An 18,272-nucleotide genomic window follows, 5' to 3' on the forward strand; every position below is an offset into this window, starting at 1 on the left:
ACCGCACCGGCCGGGAGAGACCGGGTACCTCACCGACGCCTCACCATGCGTCACGGCCGAACACATGTGCCCGGCAATGCCCGAACGGAAGCGGAGTGGTCCTCGGGGCGGCCCTGGAAGCGCCCTCAGCCCTTGCCGATGAGATCCGCCGGGAACGCCCCCGCCCCGAGCGCCGCGCGCGCGAACGCCCCGCCCAGCTCGGTCAGCCGGGCCACGCCCTCCGCACCCAGGTGTTCGTAGGGGGCCCGGTCCAGGCGGTCCGTCTCCTGCTCGATCTCCTGGCGCAGGGCGGCGCCGCGCTCGGTGAGCTCGCCGGCCGCGTCCAGCAGCCCGCGCTCACGCAGGCGGTCCCTCGCCGCGTCCCACTCCTCCTGGGTCCAGCCCCGGGTGCCGAACACCCACTTCGGTGTCATGCCCTTGCCCGTCGCCGTGTGGGTCACCAGCGCTTCCAGCCCGTCCAGCCCCGCGGACACCAGAGCGGTCAGGTGCCCGTCGCCCCGGTGCTCGCGCAGCAGGGTCGCCGCGTGCCAGTACGCGAGGTGCGGCTCCTCGGGGACGGGCAGGTCGGCGTGGGCGGCGTACAGCGGCCGCGCCTCACGGGAACAGGCCTCGGCGGCGCGCAGCGCGAGCCGCGCGGCCTCGGCCATCTCCGCCGACGCCACGGCCTCCTCGCCCAGCAGCCGGCGCAGCGTCGCGTCGACCGCACGCGCGCGTGCCGCCAGCACCCGGCCGGGCGTGGCGCTCTCCCAGACCGCCGGCACGTGCCGGGCGACCAGCTCGTACTTGTAGTTGTAGAAGGCCGCCGCGACCACCCCGGCTCCGACCGGCCCGAGGGCGGCGGCGCGCACGGCGAAATTCACGGCCCGGGGGTCGGTGACCCCGGCAGCACCCAGTTCGCGTCCCAGGTCGGGCGAGAAGTAGTGCGTGGAGTGCAGGGAGTTGAGCACGTTGTGGCAGCGTCGGCCGGCGCGCGGCTCGAGGGCGGCAGTCGTCATGACGGGCACGTTACCAACCGCTTGGTATGCCCTCTATGGTCGTGCCGGCCATGGCAGGAAAGGTGGGGAACTCGTCATTGCGGCCGTCGTCCGGCCTCCCGAAGAATCGACGGCATGGCCCAGCACACCGTTCTCGCCGTGCTCTTCGACGGCGTGCAGAGTCTCGACGTCACCGGGCCCGTGGAGGTCTTCGCGGGCGCCGAGCTGCACTCCCCGGGGACGTACCGGATCCGCACGGCCGCCCTGGACGGCAGGCCCGTGCGGACCACCAGCGGCCTGACCCTCGTCCCCGACGAGTCCCTCGCCACGGCGCACGACCCCGACATCCTGCTCGTCCCCGGCGGGACGGGCAGTCTGCGGCCCGACCCGCGCCTGGTCGACTGGGTGCGCGAGCACGGGCCGCGCGCCGCGCGCCTGGTCTCCGTGTGCACCGGCGCGGCCGTGCTCGCCGCGGCGGGCCTCCTGGACGGCCGCCGCGCCACCACCCACTGGGCCTACTGCGACCGGCTCGCCCGCGACCACCCGGCCGTCGAGATCGACCCCGACCCCGTCTACGTACGCGACGGGCACATCGCCACCTCGGCCGGTGTCACCGCCGGCATCGACCTCGCCCTCGCCCTGGTCGAGGAGGACCTGGGCCGGGACGCCGCCCTCACCATCGCCCGGCACCTGGTGGTGTTCCTGCGCAGGCCCGGGAACCAGGCGCAGTTCAGCGCCCAGCTCGCGGCCCAGACCGCACACCGCGAGCCCCTCCGGGACGTCCAGCGGTTCATCGGCGAGCGCCCGGACGCCGACCTCTCCATCGCGGCCCTCGCCGCCCGCGCCCGCCTCTCACCCCGCCACTTCGCCCGCGCCTTCCGCGCCGAGACCGGCATGACGCCGGGCCGCTACGTGGACCGCGTCCGCCTCGAACACGCCCGCCGCCTGCTGGAGGACACCTCCGACGGCGTCGAGGAGATCTCCCGCGCCAGCGGCTACGGCACGCCGGAGGCCATGCGCCGCGCCTTCGTCAAGGCCCTCGGCACGCCCCCGGCGGAGTACCGCCGCCGCTTCCGCCCCGCGCCGACGCCCTGAGCCCGTCACACCGATCAGATCAGAAGGGACCCCATGCAGATCGCCATCGTCCTCTACGACCGCTTCACCGCCCTCGACGCCGTCGGCCCCTACGAGACCCTCGGCCGGATCCCGGACGCGGAGACCGTCTTCGTCGCCGAGGAGCCCGGCCCCGTGCGGAACGACTCGGGCAACCTCGCGCTCACCGCCGACCGGGCCCTGGCCGACGTACCGCACCCCGACATCATCGTCGTCCCCGGCGGCCCCGGCCCGCTCCCGCTGGCGGCGGACGGGCCCCTGCTCACCTGGCTGCGCACCGCCGACGCCACCAGCACCTGGACGACGTCCGTGTGCACCGGCTCCCTGCTGCTCGCCGCCGCCGGACTCCTCCGGGGCCGCCGCGCCACCTCCCACTGGCTGGCCCTGGAGGAGCTGAGGCGCCACGGCGCCGAGCCCACGGGGGAGCGGGTCGTCACCGACGGCAAGTACGTCACCGCCGCCGGCGTCTCCTCCGGCATCGACATGGGACTGACCCTCCTCGGCCGCATCGCCGGCGACACCCACGCGCAGATCGTCCAGCTCGCCACCGAGTACGACCCGCAGCCGCCCTACGACGCCGGATCGCCCGAGAAGGCCCCCGCGCACGTCGTCGAACTGCTCCGGTCGCACGCCGGTCTCACCCTGACGTAGGCACGCTCCAGCCGAACCGCGGCTGCCTGCGCTCCAGGAACGCGGCGACGCCCTCCGCGGTGTCGCCGCTCGCGCGCGCCTGCCCGGCCCAGTGCGCGTCCCGGTCCGTGCGCCCGTCCGCGAACTCCTTGGCCGCCGCCTGCGTCAGCTGCGAACGGGACACCAGGACCCGGGTGAACTCGGCGACCCGCTTGCCGAGTTCACCCTCGGGCAGCACCTCGTCGACGAGGCCGGTGCGCAGGGCCCGCGTCGTGTCGATCAACTCGCCGGAGAACAGCAGGTACTTGGCGGTGGCCGGCCCCACCAGGGACACCAGGCGCCGGGTCGAGGACGCCGGGTAGACGATGCCGAGCTTCGCGGGCGTCACCCCGAACAGCGCGCCTTTCTCGGCGAACCGCAGATCACAGGCCGCCGCGAGCTGCGCACCACCGCCCACGCAGTGACCGCGGATCGCCGCCACGGTCGGCTTCGGGAACGCGGCGAGCGCCTCCTCGGCCCGCACGGCCAGCCCCTGCGCCTCCTCCGGCGAGCCCCGCAGCGTCGAGATGTCGGCCCCGGCGCAGAACGTCCCGCCCTCACCGGTCAGCACCAGTGCCCGCACGGCCGGATCGCCCGCCGACTTCGCCAGCAGCGGCGGCAGGGCGCGCCACATCGCGGCCGTCATGGCGTTGCGCTTCCGCGGATGGCGGATGACGACCGTCGCCACCGAGTCGGCGACGCTGTACTGCACCTGCGGTTCCATGCGCCGGATGCTATCCGGATGTCAAACCCGTACAACCCGAATAGTTCGCCGAGACGGCACAACAGGGACAGGAGCAGTCCCACAACTGACCGTGTCATACGCCAACGGTCAGAAGTGCTCGATAGTTGCTGACTTCTGTTCAGGCCTGGGGTGCGGAGCGCATCGTTACCAACACTCGAGGTGTGGCGACAATCGAGCGCGAGGGTGGCGACCGGACGATGGACGACGACGGGCGCGGGTTCGGCCCACGCCCAGAGGGCGGCGCGGCGCCCCTCGGCCCCGGGCCCGCGGATCCGCTGCCGTACGAAGGGGTCTGGCGCTTCACCGCACCCGCGGTCGACGCCTCGGTGCCGCAGGCGCGGCACGCCGTACGGGACCTGCTGCTGCGTCAGGGGGTGCCCGTCTCGGACGACCTGGCCCAGGGGCTGCTGCTGATCGTCTCGGAACTGGTGACGAACGCCGTGAAGCACGCGGCCGTCCTGTCGCCGACGATCGCCGTCGAGGTGGCCGTCGGCGCCGAGTGGATCCGCGTGGCCGTGGAGGACAACCACCCCTACCGGCCGACGGCCCTGGAGGCCGACCACGGCCGGACCGGCGGCCGCGGACTGCTCCTCGTCCGCGAGATCACCCACGAGGCGGGCGGCGCCTGCGAGGTCGAGTACACCGCGAGCGGCGGCAAGGTGATCTGGGCCGCCCTGCCGCTCAAACCCGCGCGCTACTCCTAGGGGGTGTCCGGGCCCTCGTCACCAGCCGGCCGACGGGCCCGTCAGCTCCCTGATCGCCGGCCGGGCCGCGTCCAGGACGGTCATGAACCAGGACGAGAAGGTGTCCTTGGCGTGGCGCTCCGCCAGCTCCGGCGGGGTCACGAACGCCGTCGACGCCACCTCCTCCGGGTCCGGGTGCAGCACGGCCTGCAGCATGCCGACGAAGAGGTGGTTGTACTCCTGCTCCACCAGGCCCGACTCCGGGTCGGGGTGGTTGTAGCGGACCGTGCCCGCCTCCGCCAGCAGGGACGGGGAGGCGCCGAGCTCCTCGAACGTCCGCCGCGCCGCCGCCGCGAAGGGCGCCTCCCCGGGGTACGGGTGGCCGCAGCAGGTGTTGGACCACACACCGGGGGAGTGGTACTTGCCCAGGGCGCGCTGCTGGAGCAGCAGCCGGCCGTACTCGTCGAAGAGGAACACCGAGAACGCGCGGTGCAGTTGGCCGGGCGGCTGGTGGGCGGCGAGCTTCTCCGCGGTGCCGATCGTCACGCCGTCCTCGTCGACCAGTTCCAGCAAAATCGCGTCTGCGGCGCCGTTCGACGGGCTGTGCGTCGCGGTGGCAGGTGTGATCGGCATACCCATCCTTCACATCGGTCTTCGCGCCCCAAGTCTGCCGTACGAATCCGGCACTCCCGGCACTTCGCGGCCCGCCCGCATGTCCCGCGCGGCGGCACGGGGGCGGACGGCGCCGCTCGGACGCCGGAAAGAGGGACCCAGTAGGTGATCGTGCCCGGCGCGACGGGCCGAAAATCGTTCCCGGCGGTGCCGGGGGAGGCGGGGCGCGGGCGCGCGCCGGAGGCTTGCGTCACCCGGCGCACACCTGTCGGAACGCGCCCCACCAGCCTCAGGCGCCTCAGAAGGGGGCGCGTCAGTGGCAGAGGTGCGCCTCGTGCTCGGCGTGCCCGCCCGGCTCCAGCTGGAAGGTGCAGTGCTCCACGTCGAAGTGGTCACCGAGGCAGCCCTGCAGCTCGTGGAGCATCTTCTCGTGGCCTATCGCGCTCAGCGCCTCCGAGCTGACCACCACGTGCGCCGACAGCACCGGCATGCCGGAGGTGATCGTCCAGGCGTGCAGGTCGTGAACGTCCTCCACGCCCTCCGTCGCCAGGATGTGGGCGCGTACCTCCGCCATGTCGACGCCCTTGGGCGCGGCCTCCAGCAGTACGTCGAGGGTCTCGCGCAGCAGCTTCCACGTCCGGGGCGCGATCATCAGGGCGATGACGAGCGAGGCGATCGGGTCGGCGGCCTGCCAGCCCGTGAGCATGATGATCACGGCCGAGACGATCACCGTGACCGAGCCGAGGGCGTCGGCCGCCACCTCCAGGAACGCGCCGCGCACGTTCAGGCTCTCCTTCTGGCCGCGCATCAGCAGCGACAGCGACACCAGGTTCGCGACCAGTCCGATCACACCGAACACCACGGTCAGCCGGCCCTCGGTGTGGGCCGGCGTGATGAAGCGCTGGACCGACTCGTAGACGACGTACCCGCCGGCGCCGAGCAGCAGCAGGCAGTTGGCCAGGGCGGCGAGGATCTCGGCGCGGGCGTAGCCGAAGGTGGCCCGGTCACTGGGCGGGCGGTTCGCGAAGTGGATCGCGAGCAGCGCCATGCCCAGGCCCAGGGCGTCGGTCGCCATGTGCGCCGAGTCCGCGACGAGCGCGAGCGAGTCGGCGAGGACACCGCCGACGATCTGGACGACCACGATGCCGAGCGTGATCGCCAGCGCGACCCGCAGCCGACCGCGGTACGCCGAGGTCGCCGTACCGCCGGCCGCGCCGTGCGCGTGCCCGTGATCGTGCCCAGCCCCCATGAAACGTCATCCTCCGTGTCCGCCTGATCGTGCTCGGGCACCCCAGTGAACTACGGGGAGGGGGTATGCGCAACGCGGCACTGAACACCGTTGTCATCTGCCCTGACCTGCGGAAACGAAGCGCAGGTCAGGGCACCCTCAGTGGCTTAGAGGCGCTCTCGGCGGCTCACGAGCCGTGGTGCAGCAGCCAGCCACGCCACGCCGACTCGGCCATCTCGCGCACCCCGCGCCGGGCGGTCCAGCCGAGTTCCTCCGCCGCCCGCGCGGCGGACGCGACCGCCCGGGGCGCGTCCCCGGGGCGGCGCCCCTCGACGACCGGAGGGCGCCGGTCACCGGTCACCTCGCCGATGACCGTGATCAGCTCGCGCACCGAGACGCCCTCGCCGCGCCCGATGTTGACCGTCAGATCGCCGGTGCGACCGCCCCCGGCCAGCCGCCGGGCCGCCGCGAGATGTGCCTCGGCCAGGTCGGCGACGTGGATGTAGTCACGGATGCACGTGCCGTCCGGGGTCGGGTAGTCGTCGCCGAAGATCCTGGGCGCCTCGTCGCGGGTCAGCCGGTCGAAGACCATCGGGACGATGTTGAACACGCCCGTGTCCGCCAGCTCCGGCGCCGCCGCGCCCGCCACGTTGAAATACCGCAGACAGACGGTGGAGATCCCGTGCGCCCGGCCCGCCGCCCGCACCAGCCACTCCCCGGCGAGCTTGGTCTCGCCGTACGGGTTCACCGGCGAGCAGGGCGTCTCCTCCGTGATCAGGTCCACACCCGGGTCGCCGTACACGGCCGCCGACGAGGAGAACACGAAGCGCTCGATCCCCGCCTCGGCGACCGCGTCCAGCAGGGTCACCAGGCCGCCGACGTTCTCCCGGTAGTACCGGGTCGGCTGCGCCACGGACTCGGCGACCTGCTTGCGCGCCGCGAGATGCACCACACCCGTCACGCCGGCTTCCGCGAACACCCGCTTCAGCAGGTCCCCGTCGAGCGACGAGCCCTCGATCAGCGGGACACCGGACGGCAGCCGCGCGGGCACCCCGGCCGAGAGGTCGTCCAGGGCGACGACGGACTCGCCGGCCTCCGTCATGGCCCTGGCCACGTGGGCCCCGATGTAGCCGGCCCCGCCGGTGATCAGCCAAGTCATGGTCGTCCACCCTATGCGGCCACGGCCGGAGCCCGCGCGATGTCCCCGATGTCCGGTCTGTGCGGCGCGGTTTGTGGGGCGGGCCCCGGATCCACGATGATGATCGCGGCAGGGGTCTGTGCGAACCACGTCGATCCATCCGCCGAACGGGCGGTGAACGTGGCCTTCCCGGCATCCGATAGCCTCTGCCGACATGCCGCCCGGGAGCCACCGGCGCGGGCGCCCCCACCATGCACCTCACTGGCGCGGACGCGTCGGTACCCAGGGAGTGAATTCGGTTGTCGACCGCCATCCTCACCGGTCAGCCGGTCCCCGGATCGTCGATCGAGGGCGACCTGCGGTCCCTCGGGTTCGACGTGCGGACCGCGGCCGACGCCGCCGAGGCCGAGACGCTGCTCGCCGAGGTGCCGTTCGAGGAGCGGGTCGCCCTGGTCGACGCCCGGTTCGTGGGCCATGTGCACGCGCTGCGCCTCGGCCTCACCGACCCCCGCTTCCCGCTCGCCGCGATCCCCGGCGCCGTCACCGCCCAGCCGGCCGGCCGCCAGGCCCTGACCCGGGCGATGGCCCGCGAGAACTCCGCGGGCGGCGGCACCACCCTCGTCGGCAGCCTCGCCGACCGCATCCTCACCGCCCTGGACGCCGACGGCACCGATGTGCACCGCCCGGAGCTGGGCAGCCTCGTCGCCGCCGTCCCCGCCGACCCGCAGGCCCGCAACGAGGCCCGGCAGGCGGTGGCCGACGTGGACGACGAGGCCGTCCGCCTGAAGTCGGCCGTGAAGGCCCGCGACGGCTTCTTCACCACCTACTGCATCAGCCCGTACTCCCGCTACATCGCCCGCTGGTGCGCCCGCCGCGGCCTGACCCCCAACCAGGTCACCACCGCCTCCCTGCTCACCGCGCTCATAGCGGCGGCCTGCGCGGCCACCGGCACCCGCGGCGGCTTCGTCGCGGCCGGCGTCCTGCTCATCGCCTCCTTCGTCCTGGACTGCACCGACGGCCAGCTCGCCCGCTACTCCCTGCAGTACTCCACGCTCGGCGCCTGGCTCGACGCCACCTTCGACCGGGCCAAGGAGTACGCCTACTACGCCGGACTCGCCCTCGGCGCGGCCCGCGGCGGCGACGACGTCTGGGCCCTGGCCCTGGGCGCGATGGTCCTGCAGACCTGCCGGCACGTCGTGGACTTCTCCTTCAACGAGGCCAACCACGACGCCACCGCCAACACCAGCCCCACCGCCGCCCTCTCCGACAAGCTCGACAGCGTCGGCTGGACGGTCTGGGTACGCCGCATGATCGTCCTGCCCATCGGCGAGCGCTGGGCGATGATCGCGGTCCTCACGGCCGCCACGACCCCGCGCATCACCTTCTACGCGCTGCTCATCGGCTGCGCCTTCGCGGCGACGTACACGACGGCGGGCCGGGTGCTGCGGTCGCTGACACGCAAGGCCCAGCGCACGGACCGGGCGGCCGGAGCCCTGGCCGACCTCGCGGACAGCGGCCCGCTCGCGCAGGGCTTCGCCGAGGCGCTCAAGAGGCCCGCCCGCCGGCTGCCGGGCTTCACGGCCCCCGCCGTCGCCCTCCTCGGCGGACTCGCCGTCGTCCTCACCTCCGCGCTGACCGGCTTCGGCGGCCCCTGGCCGATCGTCGCCGCGCTCGCCTACGCCCTGACCTCCGGCCTCGCCGTCGCCCGCCCCCTCAAGGGCGCCCTCGACTGGCTGGTCCCCCCGTTCCTGCGCGCCGCCGAGTACGGCACCGTCCTGGTCCTGGCGGCCAAGGCGGACGTGAACGGCGCCCTTCCTGCGGCTTTCGGGCTGGTGGCCGCGGTCGCCTACCATCACTACGACACGGTGTACCGCATCCGCGGCAACGCCGGCGCGCCCCCCGCCTGGCTGGTGCGTTCCCTCGGGGGGCACGAGGGACGGACGCTGCTCGTCACCGTCCTCGCCGCGCTGCTCACCGCCTCGCAGTTCACGGTCGCGCTCACGGCTCTCGCCGTGGCCGTGGCCCTGGTGGTGCTCGTCGAGAGCATCCGCTTCTGGGTGTCCGCAGGGGCGCCCGCCGTACACGATGAAGGAGAACCCGCATGATCGGCCTCGTGCTGGCGGCCGGCGCCGGACGGCGTCTGCGCCCCTACACCGACAGCCTTCCCAAGGCGCTGGTGCCGGTGGGGCCCGCGGGCATAGAGGGCGAACCAACGGTTCTCGACCTGACCCTCGCCAACTTCGCCGAGGTCGGCCTCACCGAAGCCGCGATCATCGTCGGCTACCGCAAGGAGGCCGTCTACGCGCGCAAGGACGCGCTGGAGCAGAAGTACGGCCTCAAGCTCACCCTCATCGACAACGACAAGGCCGAGGAGTGGAACAACGCCTACTCCCTGTGGTGCGGCCGTGACGCCCTCAAGGACGGCGTGATCCTCGCCAACGGCGACACCGTCCACCCGGTCTCCGTCGAGAAGACGCTGCTCGCCGCGCGTGGCGAGGGCCGTCGCATCATCCTCGCCCTGGACACGGTCAAGGACCTGGCCGACGAGGAGATGAAGGTCGTCGTCGACCCCGCCCGGGGCATGACGAAGATCACCAAGCTGATGGACCCCGCCGAGGCCACCGGCGAGTACATCGGCGTCACCCTCATCGAGGGCGACGCCGCCCCCGAACTGGCCGACGCGCTCAAGACCGTGTGGGAGACCGACCCGCAGCAGTTCTACGAGCACGGCTACCAGGAGCTGGTGAACCGCGGCTTCCGTATCGACGTGGCGCCGATCGGCGACGTCAAGTGGGTGGAGATCGACAACCACGACGATCTCGCCCGTGGACGGGAGATCGCATGCCAGTACTGACCCGGCTCATCCCCTCGCCGCTCGTCGTGGACATCCGTCCGGGTGCCCTCGACGACCTGGCGTGCGTCCTCGCCGACGAGCGCATCTCGCACTCCGGCCGCCTCGCCGTCGCCGTCAGCGGCGGCTCCGGCGCCAAGCTGCGCGAGCGCATCTCGCCGAGCATGCCCGGCGCCACCTGGTACGAGGTCGGCGGCGGCACGCTCGACGACGCGGTCCGGCTGGCCAGTGACATAAAGGCCGGCCACTACGACGCGGTCGTCGGCCTCGGCGGCGGCAAGATCATCGACTGCGCCAAGTTCGCCGCGGCACGCGTCGGCCTGCCCCTGGTCGCCGTGCCCACCAACCTCGCGCACGACGGTCTCTGCTCGCCGGTCGCCACCCTCGACAACGACGCGGGCCGCGGCTCCTACGGCGTGCCGAACCCGATCGCGGTCGTCATCGACCTGGACGTCATCCGCGAGGCCCCGGTCCGCTTCGTCCGCGCCGGCATCGGTGACGCCGTCTCCAACATCTCGGCGATCGCCGACTGGGAGCTGGCCAACCGCGTCAAGGGCGAGCGGATCGACGGACTCGCCGCCGCCATGGCCCGCCAGGCCGGGGAGGCCGTGCTGCGGCACCCGGGCGGCATCGGGGACAACGACTTCCTCCAGGTGCTCGCCGAGGCGCTGGTCCTCAGCGGCATCGCCATGTCGGTGTCGGGCGACTCGCGGCCGTCCTCCGGGGCGTGCCACGAGATCAACCACGCCTTCGACCTGCTCTACCCGAAGCGGGCCGCCGCCCACGGCGAGCAGTGCGGTCTCGGCGCGGCCTTCGCGATGTGGCTGCGCGGGGCGCACGAGGAGTCGGCGTACATGGCGGAAGTACTGCGCCGGCACGGTCTGCCCGTGCTGCCGGACGAGATCGGCTTCACCACGGACGAGTTCGTCAAGGCCGTCGAGTTCGCCCCCGAGACCCGGCCCGGCCGCTACACCATCCTCGAACACCTCGACCTGAACACCGAACAGATCAAGGACACCTACACCGACTATGTCAAGGCCATCGGTAGCTGAACTACGCCCCGTCGTTCACCCCGCAGGGGTGAAGGACCGGCGCAGCGGTGAGCACTGGATGGGACGCCTCTACATGCGCGAGGTGTCCCTGCGGGTCGACCGCTACCTGGTCAACACCAGGGTCACGCCCAACCAGCTCACGTACCTGATGACCGTCTTCGGTGTGCTCGCGGCCCCGGCACTGCTCGTGCCGGGGATCCCGGGCGCCGTGCTCGGCGTGGTGTGCGTCCAGATGTACCTGCTGCTGGACTGCGTCGACGGCGAGATCGCCCGCTGGAAGAAGCAGTACTCGCTCAACGGCGTCTACCTGGACCGCGTCGGCGCCTACCTCACCGACGCCGCCGTGCTCACCGGCTTCGGCCTGCGCGCCGCCGACCTGTGGGGCAGCGGCCGCATCGACTGGCTGTGGGCCTTCCTCGGCACCCTGGCCGCCCTCGGCGCCATCCTCATCAAGGCCGAGACCGACCTCGTCGGCGTCGCCCGCCACCAGGCCGGCAAGCCGCCGGTCAAGGAGGCCGCCGCCGAGATGCGCTCCTCCGGCATGGCCCTGGCCCGCAAGGCCGCCGCCGCCCTGAAGTTCCACCGCCTCATCCTCGGCATCGAGGCGTCCCTGCTGATCCTGGTCCTGGCCATCGTCGACCACGTCCGCGGCGACCTGTTCTTCTCCCGGCTCGGCGTGGCGGTGCTGGCCGGCATCGCCCTGGTGCAGACGCTGCTGCACCTCGTCTCCATCCTCGCTTCGAGCAGGCTGAAGTGAGCGGCATGAAGGTCGGCGCCGTCATCATCACCATGGGCAACCGCCCCGACGAGCTGCGCGCCCTCCTCGACTCGGTCGCCAAGCAGGACGGCGACCCGGTCGATGTGGTCGTGGTCGGCAACGGCTCGCCCGTCCCGGACGTCCCCGACGGCGTCCGCACGATCGAACTGCCCGAGAACCTCGGCATCCCCGGCGGCCGCAACGTCGGCATCGAGGCCTTCGGCCCGGCCGGCCGGGACGTCGACATCCTGCTCTTCCTCGACGACGACGGGCTCCTCGCGAGCCACGACACCGCCGAACTGTGCCGCAAGGCGTTCGAGGCCGACCCGAAGCTCGGCATCATCAGCTTCCGCATAGCCGACCCCGACACCGGCGTCACCCAGCGCCGCCACGTGCCCCGGCTGCGCGCCGCCGACCCGATGCGCTCCTCCCGGGTCACCACCTTCCTGGGCGGCGCCAACGCCGTCCGCACCCGCGTCTTCGCCGACGTCGGCGGCCTGCCCGACGCGTTCTTCTACGCCCACGAGGAGACCGACCTGGCCTGGCGGGCCCTCGACGCCGGCTGGATGATCGACTACCGGTCCGACATGGTGCTCTACCACCCGACGACCGCCCCCTCGCGGCACGCGGTCTACCACCGCATGGTCGCCCGCAACCGCGTCTGGCTGGCCCGCCGCAACCTCCCCGCGGCCCTCGTCCCCGTCTACCTCGGCGTGTGGCTGCTGCTCACCCTCGTACGCCGCCCCTCCCGCCGTGCCCTGCGCGCCTGGTTCGGCGGCTTCCGCGAGGGCTGGACCACCCCGTGCGGACCCCGCCGGCCCATGAAGTGGCGTACGGTGTGGCGGCTGACCCGGCTGGGCCGGCCCCCGGTGATCTGACAAGCTCGTATCCGGAGTGTCCGGGAGCACCCGGGCCGTACCCTGGCCCCCGGCTCATGCCAGGCCCGCACAGGCCGCGCATCTCGAAGACGAAAGTTTCCACTAGTGAGTGAGACAACGCACGACGCCCCGGTCGCGGTGAGCGCGCCCGCGGCGCCCGACGAGGGCCTCACGGCGGCGGAACTCGCCGCCAAGCACGGGCTGAGCGTCAGCGGCGCCCGGCCGTCCCTCATCGAGTACGTCCGTCAGCTCTGGGGACGGCGCCACTTCATCATCGCCTTCTCCCAGGCGAAGCTGACCGCCCAGTACAGCCAGGCCAAGCTCGGCCAGCTGTGGCAGGTGGCGACGCCGCTGCTGAACGCGGCCGTGTACTTCTTCATCTTCGGCCTGCTCCTGGAGGCCGACCGGGGCATGTCCCGCGAGGTGTACATCCCGTTCCTGGTCACGGGCGTGTTCGTGTTCACCTTCACGCAGAGCTCGGTGATGGCGGGCGTGCGCGCGATCTCCGGCAACCTCGGCCTGGTCCGCGCCCTGCACTTCCCGCGCGCCTCCCTGCCGATCTCCTTCGCGCTGCAGCAGCTCCAGCAGCTGCTGTTCTCGATGATCGTGCTGTTCGCCGTCGCGGTCGGCTTCGGCCACTACCCGGACCTGTCCTGGGCGCTGATCGTGCCGGTGCTCGTCCTGCAGTTCTGCTTCAACACCGGCCTCGCGCTGATCATGGCCCGGGCGGGCGCCAAGACCCCCGACCTCGCGCAGTTGATGCCGTTCGTGATGCGGACGTGGATGTACGCGTCCGGCGTGATGTTCTCCATCCCGATCTTCCTCGCGGACAAGCCGTCCTGGATGGCGAACGTCCTGCAGTGGAACCCGGCCGCGATCTACATGGACCTGATGCGCTTCGCCCTCATCGACGAATACGACCAGAAGTACCTCCCCGACCACGTCTGGGCGGCCGCGGGCGGCTGGGCCGTGCTGTTCGCCCTGGGCGGCTTCGTGTACTTCTGGAAGGCGGAGGAGAGGTACGGCCGTGGCTGAGCAGAACGCCGAGCGGAACCAGGACGCGCGGATCCCCACCGTCATCGCGGACGACCTGCACATCGTCTACCGCGTCAACGGCGCCAAGACCGGCAAGGGCAGCGCCACCGCCGCCCTCAGCCGCATCATGAAGCGCGGCGAGGAGCGGGGCGTGCGCAAGGTGCACGCCGTGCGGGGCGTCTCCTTCGTCGCCTACCGCGGCGAGGCCGTCGGCCTCATCGGCTCCAACGGCTCCGGCAAGTCGACCCTGCTGCGCGCCATCGCCGGCCTGCTGCCCGCCGAGCGGGGCAAGGTCTACACCGACGGCCAGCCCTCGCTGCTCGGCGTCAACGCGGCCTTGATGAACGACCTCACCGGCGAACGCAACGTCATATTGGGTGGGCTCGCCATGGGCATGTCCCGCGAGGAGATCAGGGAGCGCTACCAGGACATCGTCGACTTCTCCGGCATCAACGAGAAGGGCGACTTCATCACCCTGCCCATGCGCACCTACTCCTCCGGCATGGCGGCCCGGCTCCGCTTCTCCATCGCCGCCGCCAAGGACCACGACGTCCTGATGATCGACGAGGCCCTCGCCACCGGCGACCGCAAGTTCCAGAAGCGTTCCGAGGACCGCATCCGGGAGCTGCGCAAGGAAGCCGGCACGGTGTTTCTGGTCAGCCACAACAACAAGTCCATCCGCGACACCTGCAACCGCGTCCTGTGGCTGGAGCGCGGCGAGCTGCGCATGGACGGCCCGACCGACGAGGTGCTCAAGGAGTACGAGAAGTTCACCGGCAAGTAGTCCGGCTCGGCCAGGGCCCCGCCGGAACTGTTCCGGCGGGGCCCCGCGTCTGCAAAGGAAACGTCAACTCCGGCCGGAATGAGGAATCTTGGGGCCAATCGGTGTGTTCTCGTGATGTGCAGGACACCCTGACGATCCTCGATGCGTTGTACAACGTAAGCTGTACCGGTCCCGAAACACGGCAATCAGGGCGATAATGCGCGACACCGCCCGTCGCACCGCCGTGCGGACGGCCGGGCGGCGTGTCCGAAATAGTGTGCATTGGGTCGGCAGTGTAGAACGGGAGATGTGACGGCAATGGCTACGGAAACTCCCCAGCTCCACACAGCACGTGCCGTCCCCGCACCGGGCAGCCGCTGGTGACGGGCACCGGCACGGCGCGCCCCCGCGACCCGGAGCGCGGCACCCTCGACAAGGCCGCGGGCGAGAACTTCCCGGTGGCGCCGTTCTTCCTGCCCCGGGCCTGGCGCACCGACCTCATGGCCGTCTACGGCTTCGCCCGCCTGGTCGACGACATCGGCGACGGCGACCTGGCCCCCGGCGGCGCCGACGCCCGGCTGCTCGGCGTCTCCCCGCGGGAGGCCGAGGACCGGCTGGTCCTGCTGGACGCCTTCGAGGCCGACCTGCGCAGGGTCTTCGACGCGACGCCCCGCCACCCGCTGCTGCGCCGCCTCCAGCCGACCGTCCGCCGGTGCTCCCTGACCCCCGGGCCGTTCCTCGGCCTGATCGCCGCCAACCGCCAGGACCAGCTGGTCGGCCGCTACGAGACCTACGACGACCTGCTCGCCTACTGCGAGCTCTCCGCCAACCCCGTCGGCCGTCTCGTCCTCGCCGTCACCGGCACCTCGACACCCGAGCGGATCCGCCGCTCCGACATGATCTGCACCGCCCTCCAGATCGTCGAGCACCTCCAGGACGTGGCCGAGGACCTCGGCCGCGACCGCGTGTACCTGCCCGCCGCCGACATGAAGCGTTTTCACGTCCAGGAGACGGATCTCGCCACGAAAACCGCCGGAGCGTCGGTCCGTGCGTTGATTGCGTACGAAGCGCAAAGGGCCCGGGATCTGCTGAATGAAGGCGCCCCCCTGGTGGGTAGCGTCCACGGCAGGTTGAAGCTGCTGCTCGCAGGGTTCGTGGCGGGGGGAAGGGCGGCTCTGCACGCGATCGCCGCCGCCGACTACGACGTACTTCCCGGCCCGCCCAAGCCCGGCAAGGTCCAGTTGCTGCGTGAGGTGGGCGTGACTCTGCGAGGAGAGGGGTGATCCGGACCGTGGAGTCGGAACCACACGCGTCCCCACCGGTACTCGCCGCCTACAGCTACTGCGAGGCCGTCACCGGGCGTCAGGCCCGTAACTTCGCCTACGGCATCCGGCTGCTGCCGACGCCCCAGCGCCGTGCGATGTCGGCGCTGTACGCGTTCTCGCGGCGGGTCGACGACATCGGCGACGGCGCGCTCGCCGACGACGTCAAGGTCGCCCGGCTGGAGGAGACCCGGGCGCTGCTCACCCGGATCCGGGACGGCGAGGTCGACGAGGACGACACCGACCCGGTGGCCGTCGCCCTCACGCACGCCGCCGGGCACTTCCCGATCCCGCTCGGCGGTCTGAACGAACTCATCGACGGCGTCCTGATGGACGTCCGCGGCGAGACCTACGAGACCTGGGACGACCTCAAGGTCTACTGCCGCTGCGTGGCGGGCGCCATCGGACGTCTCTCGCTCGGCGTGTTCGGCACGGAACCGGGGGCGCGCGGCGTCGACCGCGCGCCCGAGTACGCCGACACGCTCGGGCTCGCGCTCCAGCTCACCAACATCCTCCGGGACGTCCGCGAGGACGCCGTGGGCGGACGCACCTACCTGCCCGCCGACGACCTCGCGAAATTCGGCTGCTCCGCCGGCTTCAGCGGGCCACGGCCACCGGAGGGCTCCGACTTCACGGGCCTCGTGCACTTCGAAGTGCGACGGGCCCGCGCTCTTTTCGCCGAGGGCTACCGGCTGCTGCCCATGCTCGACCGGCGCAGCGGCGCCTGCGTCGCCGCCATGGCCGGTATCTACCGCCGCCTCCTCGACCGCATCGAGCGCGACCCGGAGGCCGTGCTGCGCGGCCGGGTCTCCCTGCCCGGCCGGGAGAAGGCGTACGTCGCCGTACGCGGACTGTCCGGCCTGGACGCCCGGCATGTGACCCGACGGACCGTCAGGAGGCGTGCGTGACGCACACAGCTGCCGCCAGCGGCGGAAAACGGCGGGCAACCCTCCGGCCGGGGCCCGCGTCCCTGACGGAGACGGCCGGCCCTGTGCCGGCCGAGCAGCGCGGCCGCCGCGCAGGGGAGGGGGCGTGATGACCCACGGCACGCGGTCCCACGGACCGGCCGCGGACGGACGGCACGCCGTCGTGGTGGGCGGCGGGCTCGCCGGCATCACCACCGCGCTCGCGCTCGCCGACGCCGGGGTGCGCGTCACCCTGCTGGAGGGCAGGCCGAGACTGGGCGGCCTGGCCTTCTCCTTCCAGCGCGGCGACCTCACCGTCGACAACGGACAGCACGTGTACCTGCGCTGCTGCACCGCCTACCGCTGGTTCCTCGACCGCATCGAGGGCGCGGCACTGGCCCCGCTGCAGGACCGGCTCGACGTGCCCGTCCTGGACGTCGCGCGGCCCGAGGGGCGGCGGCTCGGCAGGCTGCGGCGGGACGCGCTGCCCGTGCCCCTGCACCTGGGGCGCAGCCTCGCCACCTATCCGCACCTGTCGCTCGCCGACCGCGCCAAGGTGGGCCGGGCCGCGCTCGCGCTCCAGGGGCTCGACCTCGCCGACCCCGCGCTGGACACGCAGGACTTCGGCAGCTGGCTGGCCGCGCACGGCCAGTCGGCGCGCGCCGTCGAGGCCCTGTGGGACCTGGTCGGGGTCGCCACCCTCAACGCGGTCGCCTCCGACGCCTCCCTGGGGCTCGCCGCGATGGTGTTCAAGACCGGTCTGCTGTCCGACCCGGGCGCGGCCGACATCGGCTGGGCGCGCGTCCCGCTGGGCGAGCTGCACGACAGGCTGGCCCGCAAGGCGCTCGACGCCGCGGGCGTCCGTACCGAGGTCCGTACCCGCGTCACCTCCGTCTCCGCGGAGGTGAACGGAGGGTGGAGCGTCGAGGTTCCCGGCGAGACGCTGGAAGCGGACGCGGTGGTGCTCGCCGTACCCCAGCGCGAGGCGCACGGCCTGCTGCCCGAGGGCGCCCTCGACGCGCCGGACCGGCTCCTGCGGATCGGCACCGCGCCGATCCTCAACGTCCATGTGGTGTACGACCGGAAGGTGCTCGGCCGGCCGTTCTTCACCGCCCTCGGCAGCCCGGTGCAGTGGGTCTTCGACCGGACCGAGGCCTCCGGGCTGCGCGAGGGGCAGTACCTCGCCCTGTCGCAGTCGGCGGCCCAGGACGAGATCGACGCGCCCGTGGCGGCGCTGCGCGAGCGGTACCTGCCGGAGCTGGAGCGGCTGCTGCCGCTGACCCGCGGCGCCGAAGTGAGGGACTTCTTCGTCACCCGGGAGCGCACGGCGACGTTCGCTCCCACCCCCGGCGTCGGGCGCCTCAGGCCCGGTGCCCGCACCAAGGCATCCGGCCTCTACCTGGCCGGAGCGTGGACCGCCACCGGGTGGCCCGCGACCATGGAGAGTGCGGTCCGCAGTGGTGTGAGCGCGGCGGACGCCGTGCTGGGCGCCCTGGGCCGGCCCCGCCCGCAGCACCTCTTCGAGTTCGAGGAGGCGGCGTGATGCT

At 72.5% G+C, this 18,272-nt stretch carries 19 protein-coding genes; 14 read left to right on the plus strand and 5 right to left on the minus strand.

The genetic code is table 11. The features are described from left to right. Window positions 1-125: 125 nt before the first annotated feature. The gene (locus tag ABZ386_RS11215) at window positions 126-995 is read right to left on the minus strand and encodes a hypothetical protein (protein ID WP_358964627.1); all 870 of its coding nucleotides are present in this window, start codon (window positions 993-995) and stop codon (window positions 126-128) included. Between the two features lie 114 nt (window positions 996-1,109). Between ABZ386_RS11215 and ABZ386_RS11220 the strand changes: the two genes are divergently transcribed. Next, window positions 1,110-2,069, plus strand: coding sequence for a DJ-1/PfpI family protein (locus tag ABZ386_RS11220; RefSeq protein ID WP_351333806.1), 960 nt, complete (start codon window positions 1,110-1,112; stop codon window positions 2,067-2,069). A 33-nt stretch (window positions 2,070-2,102) separates the two neighbouring features. Then, window positions 2,103-2,738, plus strand: coding sequence for a DJ-1/PfpI family protein (locus ABZ386_RS11225; RefSeq protein ID WP_351333803.1), 636 nt, complete (start codon window positions 2,103-2,105; stop codon window positions 2,736-2,738). Here the strand turns inward: ABZ386_RS11225 and ABZ386_RS11230 are convergent. After that, complete coding sequence (locus tag ABZ386_RS11230) at window positions 2,725-3,480, minus strand: enoyl-CoA hydratase/isomerase family protein (RefSeq protein WP_358964628.1); 756 nt, start codon at window positions 3,478-3,480, stop codon at window positions 2,725-2,727. The two genes, ABZ386_RS11225 and ABZ386_RS11230, sit on opposite strands and share 14 nt — an antisense overlap. Window positions 3,481-3,698: 218 nt before the next feature. On the opposite strand from ABZ386_RS11230, the gene ABZ386_RS11235 reads away from it, so the two are divergent. Then, window positions 3,699-4,205 (plus strand): ATP-binding protein, encoded by a 507-nt coding sequence (locus tag ABZ386_RS11235; protein ID WP_351334222.1) that lies wholly within the window; start codon window positions 3,699-3,701, stop codon window positions 4,203-4,205. Between the two features lie 18 nt (window positions 4,206-4,223). Here ABZ386_RS11235 and idi read toward each other — a convergent pair whose 3' ends face one another. From idi to galE, 3 genes are all read right to left on the minus strand, one after another. After that, on the minus strand, window positions 4,224-4,817 hold the full coding sequence (gene idi / locus ABZ386_RS11240) for an isopentenyl-diphosphate Delta-isomerase (protein WP_351333798.1): 594 nt from the start codon (window positions 4,815-4,817) through the stop codon (window positions 4,224-4,226). A 292-nt stretch (window positions 4,818-5,109) separates the two neighbouring features. Then, complete coding sequence (locus tag ABZ386_RS11245) at window positions 5,110-6,045, minus strand: cation diffusion facilitator family transporter (RefSeq protein WP_351333795.1); 936 nt, start codon at window positions 6,043-6,045, stop codon at window positions 5,110-5,112. 166 nt (window positions 6,046-6,211) lie between these two features. Further along, on the minus strand, window positions 6,212-7,183 hold the full coding sequence (gene galE / locus ABZ386_RS11250) for a UDP-glucose 4-epimerase GalE (RefSeq protein ID WP_358964629.1): 972 nt from the start codon (window positions 7,181-7,183) through the stop codon (window positions 6,212-6,214). Between the two features lie 278 nt (window positions 7,184-7,461). Between galE and ABZ386_RS11255 the strand changes: the two genes are divergently transcribed. From ABZ386_RS11255 to hpnE, 11 genes are all read left to right on the plus strand, one after another. Beyond that, window positions 7,462-9,267: a DUF5941 domain-containing protein gene (locus ABZ386_RS11255; protein WP_351333789.1), complete on the plus strand. Its 1,806-nt coding sequence runs from the start codon at window positions 7,462-7,464 to the stop codon at window positions 9,265-9,267. Continuing rightward, window positions 9,264-10,016, plus strand: coding sequence for a phosphocholine cytidylyltransferase family protein (locus tag ABZ386_RS11260; protein WP_114256558.1), 753 nt, complete (start codon window positions 9,264-9,266; stop codon window positions 10,014-10,016). The genes ABZ386_RS11255 and ABZ386_RS11260 overlap by 4 nt, the downstream gene beginning before the upstream one ends. After that, entirely contained in the window at window positions 10,004-11,065 is a 1,062-nt protein-coding gene (locus ABZ386_RS11265) for an iron-containing alcohol dehydrogenase family protein (RefSeq protein ID WP_114256559.1), read from the plus strand. The genes ABZ386_RS11260 and ABZ386_RS11265 overlap by 13 nt, the downstream gene beginning before the upstream one ends. Next, on the plus strand, window positions 11,043-11,822 hold the full coding sequence (locus ABZ386_RS11270) for a CDP-alcohol phosphatidyltransferase family protein (protein WP_114257740.1): 780 nt from the start codon (window positions 11,043-11,045) through the stop codon (window positions 11,820-11,822). The genes ABZ386_RS11265 and ABZ386_RS11270 overlap by 23 nt, the downstream gene beginning before the upstream one ends. A 5-nt stretch (window positions 11,823-11,827) precedes the next feature. Next, complete coding sequence (locus tag ABZ386_RS11275) at window positions 11,828-12,700, plus strand: glycosyltransferase (protein ID WP_358964722.1); 873 nt, start codon at window positions 11,828-11,830, stop codon at window positions 12,698-12,700. A 105-nt stretch (window positions 12,701-12,805) separates the two neighbouring features. Beyond that, the gene (locus ABZ386_RS11280; RefSeq protein ID WP_351333782.1) at window positions 12,806-13,735 is read left to right on the plus strand and encodes an ABC transporter permease; all 930 of its coding nucleotides are present in this window, start codon (window positions 12,806-12,808) and stop codon (window positions 13,733-13,735) included. Then, entirely contained in the window at window positions 13,728-14,519 is a 792-nt protein-coding gene (locus ABZ386_RS11285; protein WP_351333779.1) for an ABC transporter ATP-binding protein, read from the plus strand. The genes ABZ386_RS11280 and ABZ386_RS11285 overlap by 8 nt, the downstream gene beginning before the upstream one ends. Before the next feature lie 359 nt (window positions 14,520-14,878). Next, window positions 14,879-15,781 (plus strand): squalene synthase HpnC, encoded by a 903-nt coding sequence (gene hpnC, locus ABZ386_RS11290; RefSeq protein WP_351333776.1) that lies wholly within the window; start codon window positions 14,879-14,881, stop codon window positions 15,779-15,781. Then, window positions 15,778-16,728: a presqualene diphosphate synthase HpnD gene (hpnD, locus tag ABZ386_RS11295; protein ID WP_351333773.1), complete on the plus strand. Its 951-nt coding sequence runs from the start codon at window positions 15,778-15,780 to the stop codon at window positions 16,726-16,728. The genes hpnC and hpnD overlap by 4 nt, the downstream gene beginning before the upstream one ends. Beyond that, window positions 16,725-16,856: a DUF6380 family protein gene (locus ABZ386_RS11300; RefSeq protein ID WP_351333771.1), complete on the plus strand. Its 132-nt coding sequence runs from the start codon at window positions 16,725-16,727 to the stop codon at window positions 16,854-16,856. The genes hpnD and ABZ386_RS11300 overlap by 4 nt, the downstream gene beginning before the upstream one ends. After that, the gene (gene hpnE, locus ABZ386_RS11305) at window positions 16,856-18,268 is read left to right on the plus strand and encodes a hydroxysqualene dehydroxylase HpnE (RefSeq protein ID WP_351333768.1); all 1,413 of its coding nucleotides are present in this window, start codon (window positions 16,856-16,858) and stop codon (window positions 18,266-18,268) included. Before ABZ386_RS11300 ends, hpnE begins: the two co-directional genes overlap by 1 nt. Window positions 18,269-18,272: the final 4 nt, after the last annotated feature.

Source organism: Streptomyces sp. NPDC006140, assembly GCF_040628815.1.
Lineage (GTDB): Bacteria > Actinomycetota > Actinomycetes > Streptomycetales > Streptomycetaceae > Streptomyces.

Excerpts from the sequence above, each read along its gene's own strand:
- ABZ386_RS11215 (WP_358964627.1), bottom strand. The coding sequence starts at position 995 with ATGACGACTGCCGCCCTCGAGCCGCGCGCCGGCCGACGCTGCCACAAC.
- ABZ386_RS11270 (WP_114257740.1), top strand. The coding sequence starts at position 11,043 with ATGTCAAGGCCATCGGTAGCTGAACTACGCCCCGTCGTTCACCCCGCA.
- ABZ386_RS11225 (WP_351333803.1), top strand. The coding sequence starts at position 2,103 with ATGCAGATCGCCATCGTCCTCTACGACCGCTTCACCGCCCTCGACGCC.
- ABZ386_RS11265 (WP_114256559.1), top strand. The coding sequence starts at position 10,004 with ATGCCAGTACTGACCCGGCTCATCCCCTCGCCGCTCGTCGTGGACATC.
- galE (WP_358964629.1), bottom strand. The coding sequence starts at position 7,183 with ATGACTTGGCTGATCACCGGCGGGGCCGGCTACATCGGGGCCCACGTG.
- ABZ386_RS11220 (WP_351333806.1), top strand. The coding sequence starts at position 1,110 with ATGGCCCAGCACACCGTTCTCGCCGTGCTCTTCGACGGCGTGCAGAGT.
- hpnE (WP_351333768.1), top strand. The coding sequence starts at position 16,856 with ATGACCCACGGCACGCGGTCCCACGGACCGGCCGCGGACGGACGGCAC.
- idi (WP_351333798.1), bottom strand. The coding sequence starts at position 4,817 with ATGCCGATCACACCTGCCACCGCGACGCACAGCCCGTCGAACGGCGCC.
- ABZ386_RS11245 (WP_351333795.1), bottom strand. The coding sequence starts at position 6,045 with ATGGGGGCTGGGCACGATCACGGGCACGCGCACGGCGCGGCCGGCGGT.
- ABZ386_RS11275 (WP_358964722.1), top strand. The coding sequence starts at position 11,828 with ATGAAGGTCGGCGCCGTCATCATCACCATGGGCAACCGCCCCGACGAG.
- ABZ386_RS11230 (WP_358964628.1), bottom strand. The coding sequence starts at position 3,480 with ATGGAACCGCAGGTGCAGTACAGCGTCGCCGACTCGGTGGCGACGGTC.
- ABZ386_RS11260 (WP_114256558.1), top strand. The coding sequence starts at position 9,264 with ATGATCGGCCTCGTGCTGGCGGCCGGCGCCGGACGGCGTCTGCGCCCC.
- ABZ386_RS11235 (WP_351334222.1), top strand. The coding sequence starts at position 3,699 with ATGGACGACGACGGGCGCGGGTTCGGCCCACGCCCAGAGGGCGGCGCG.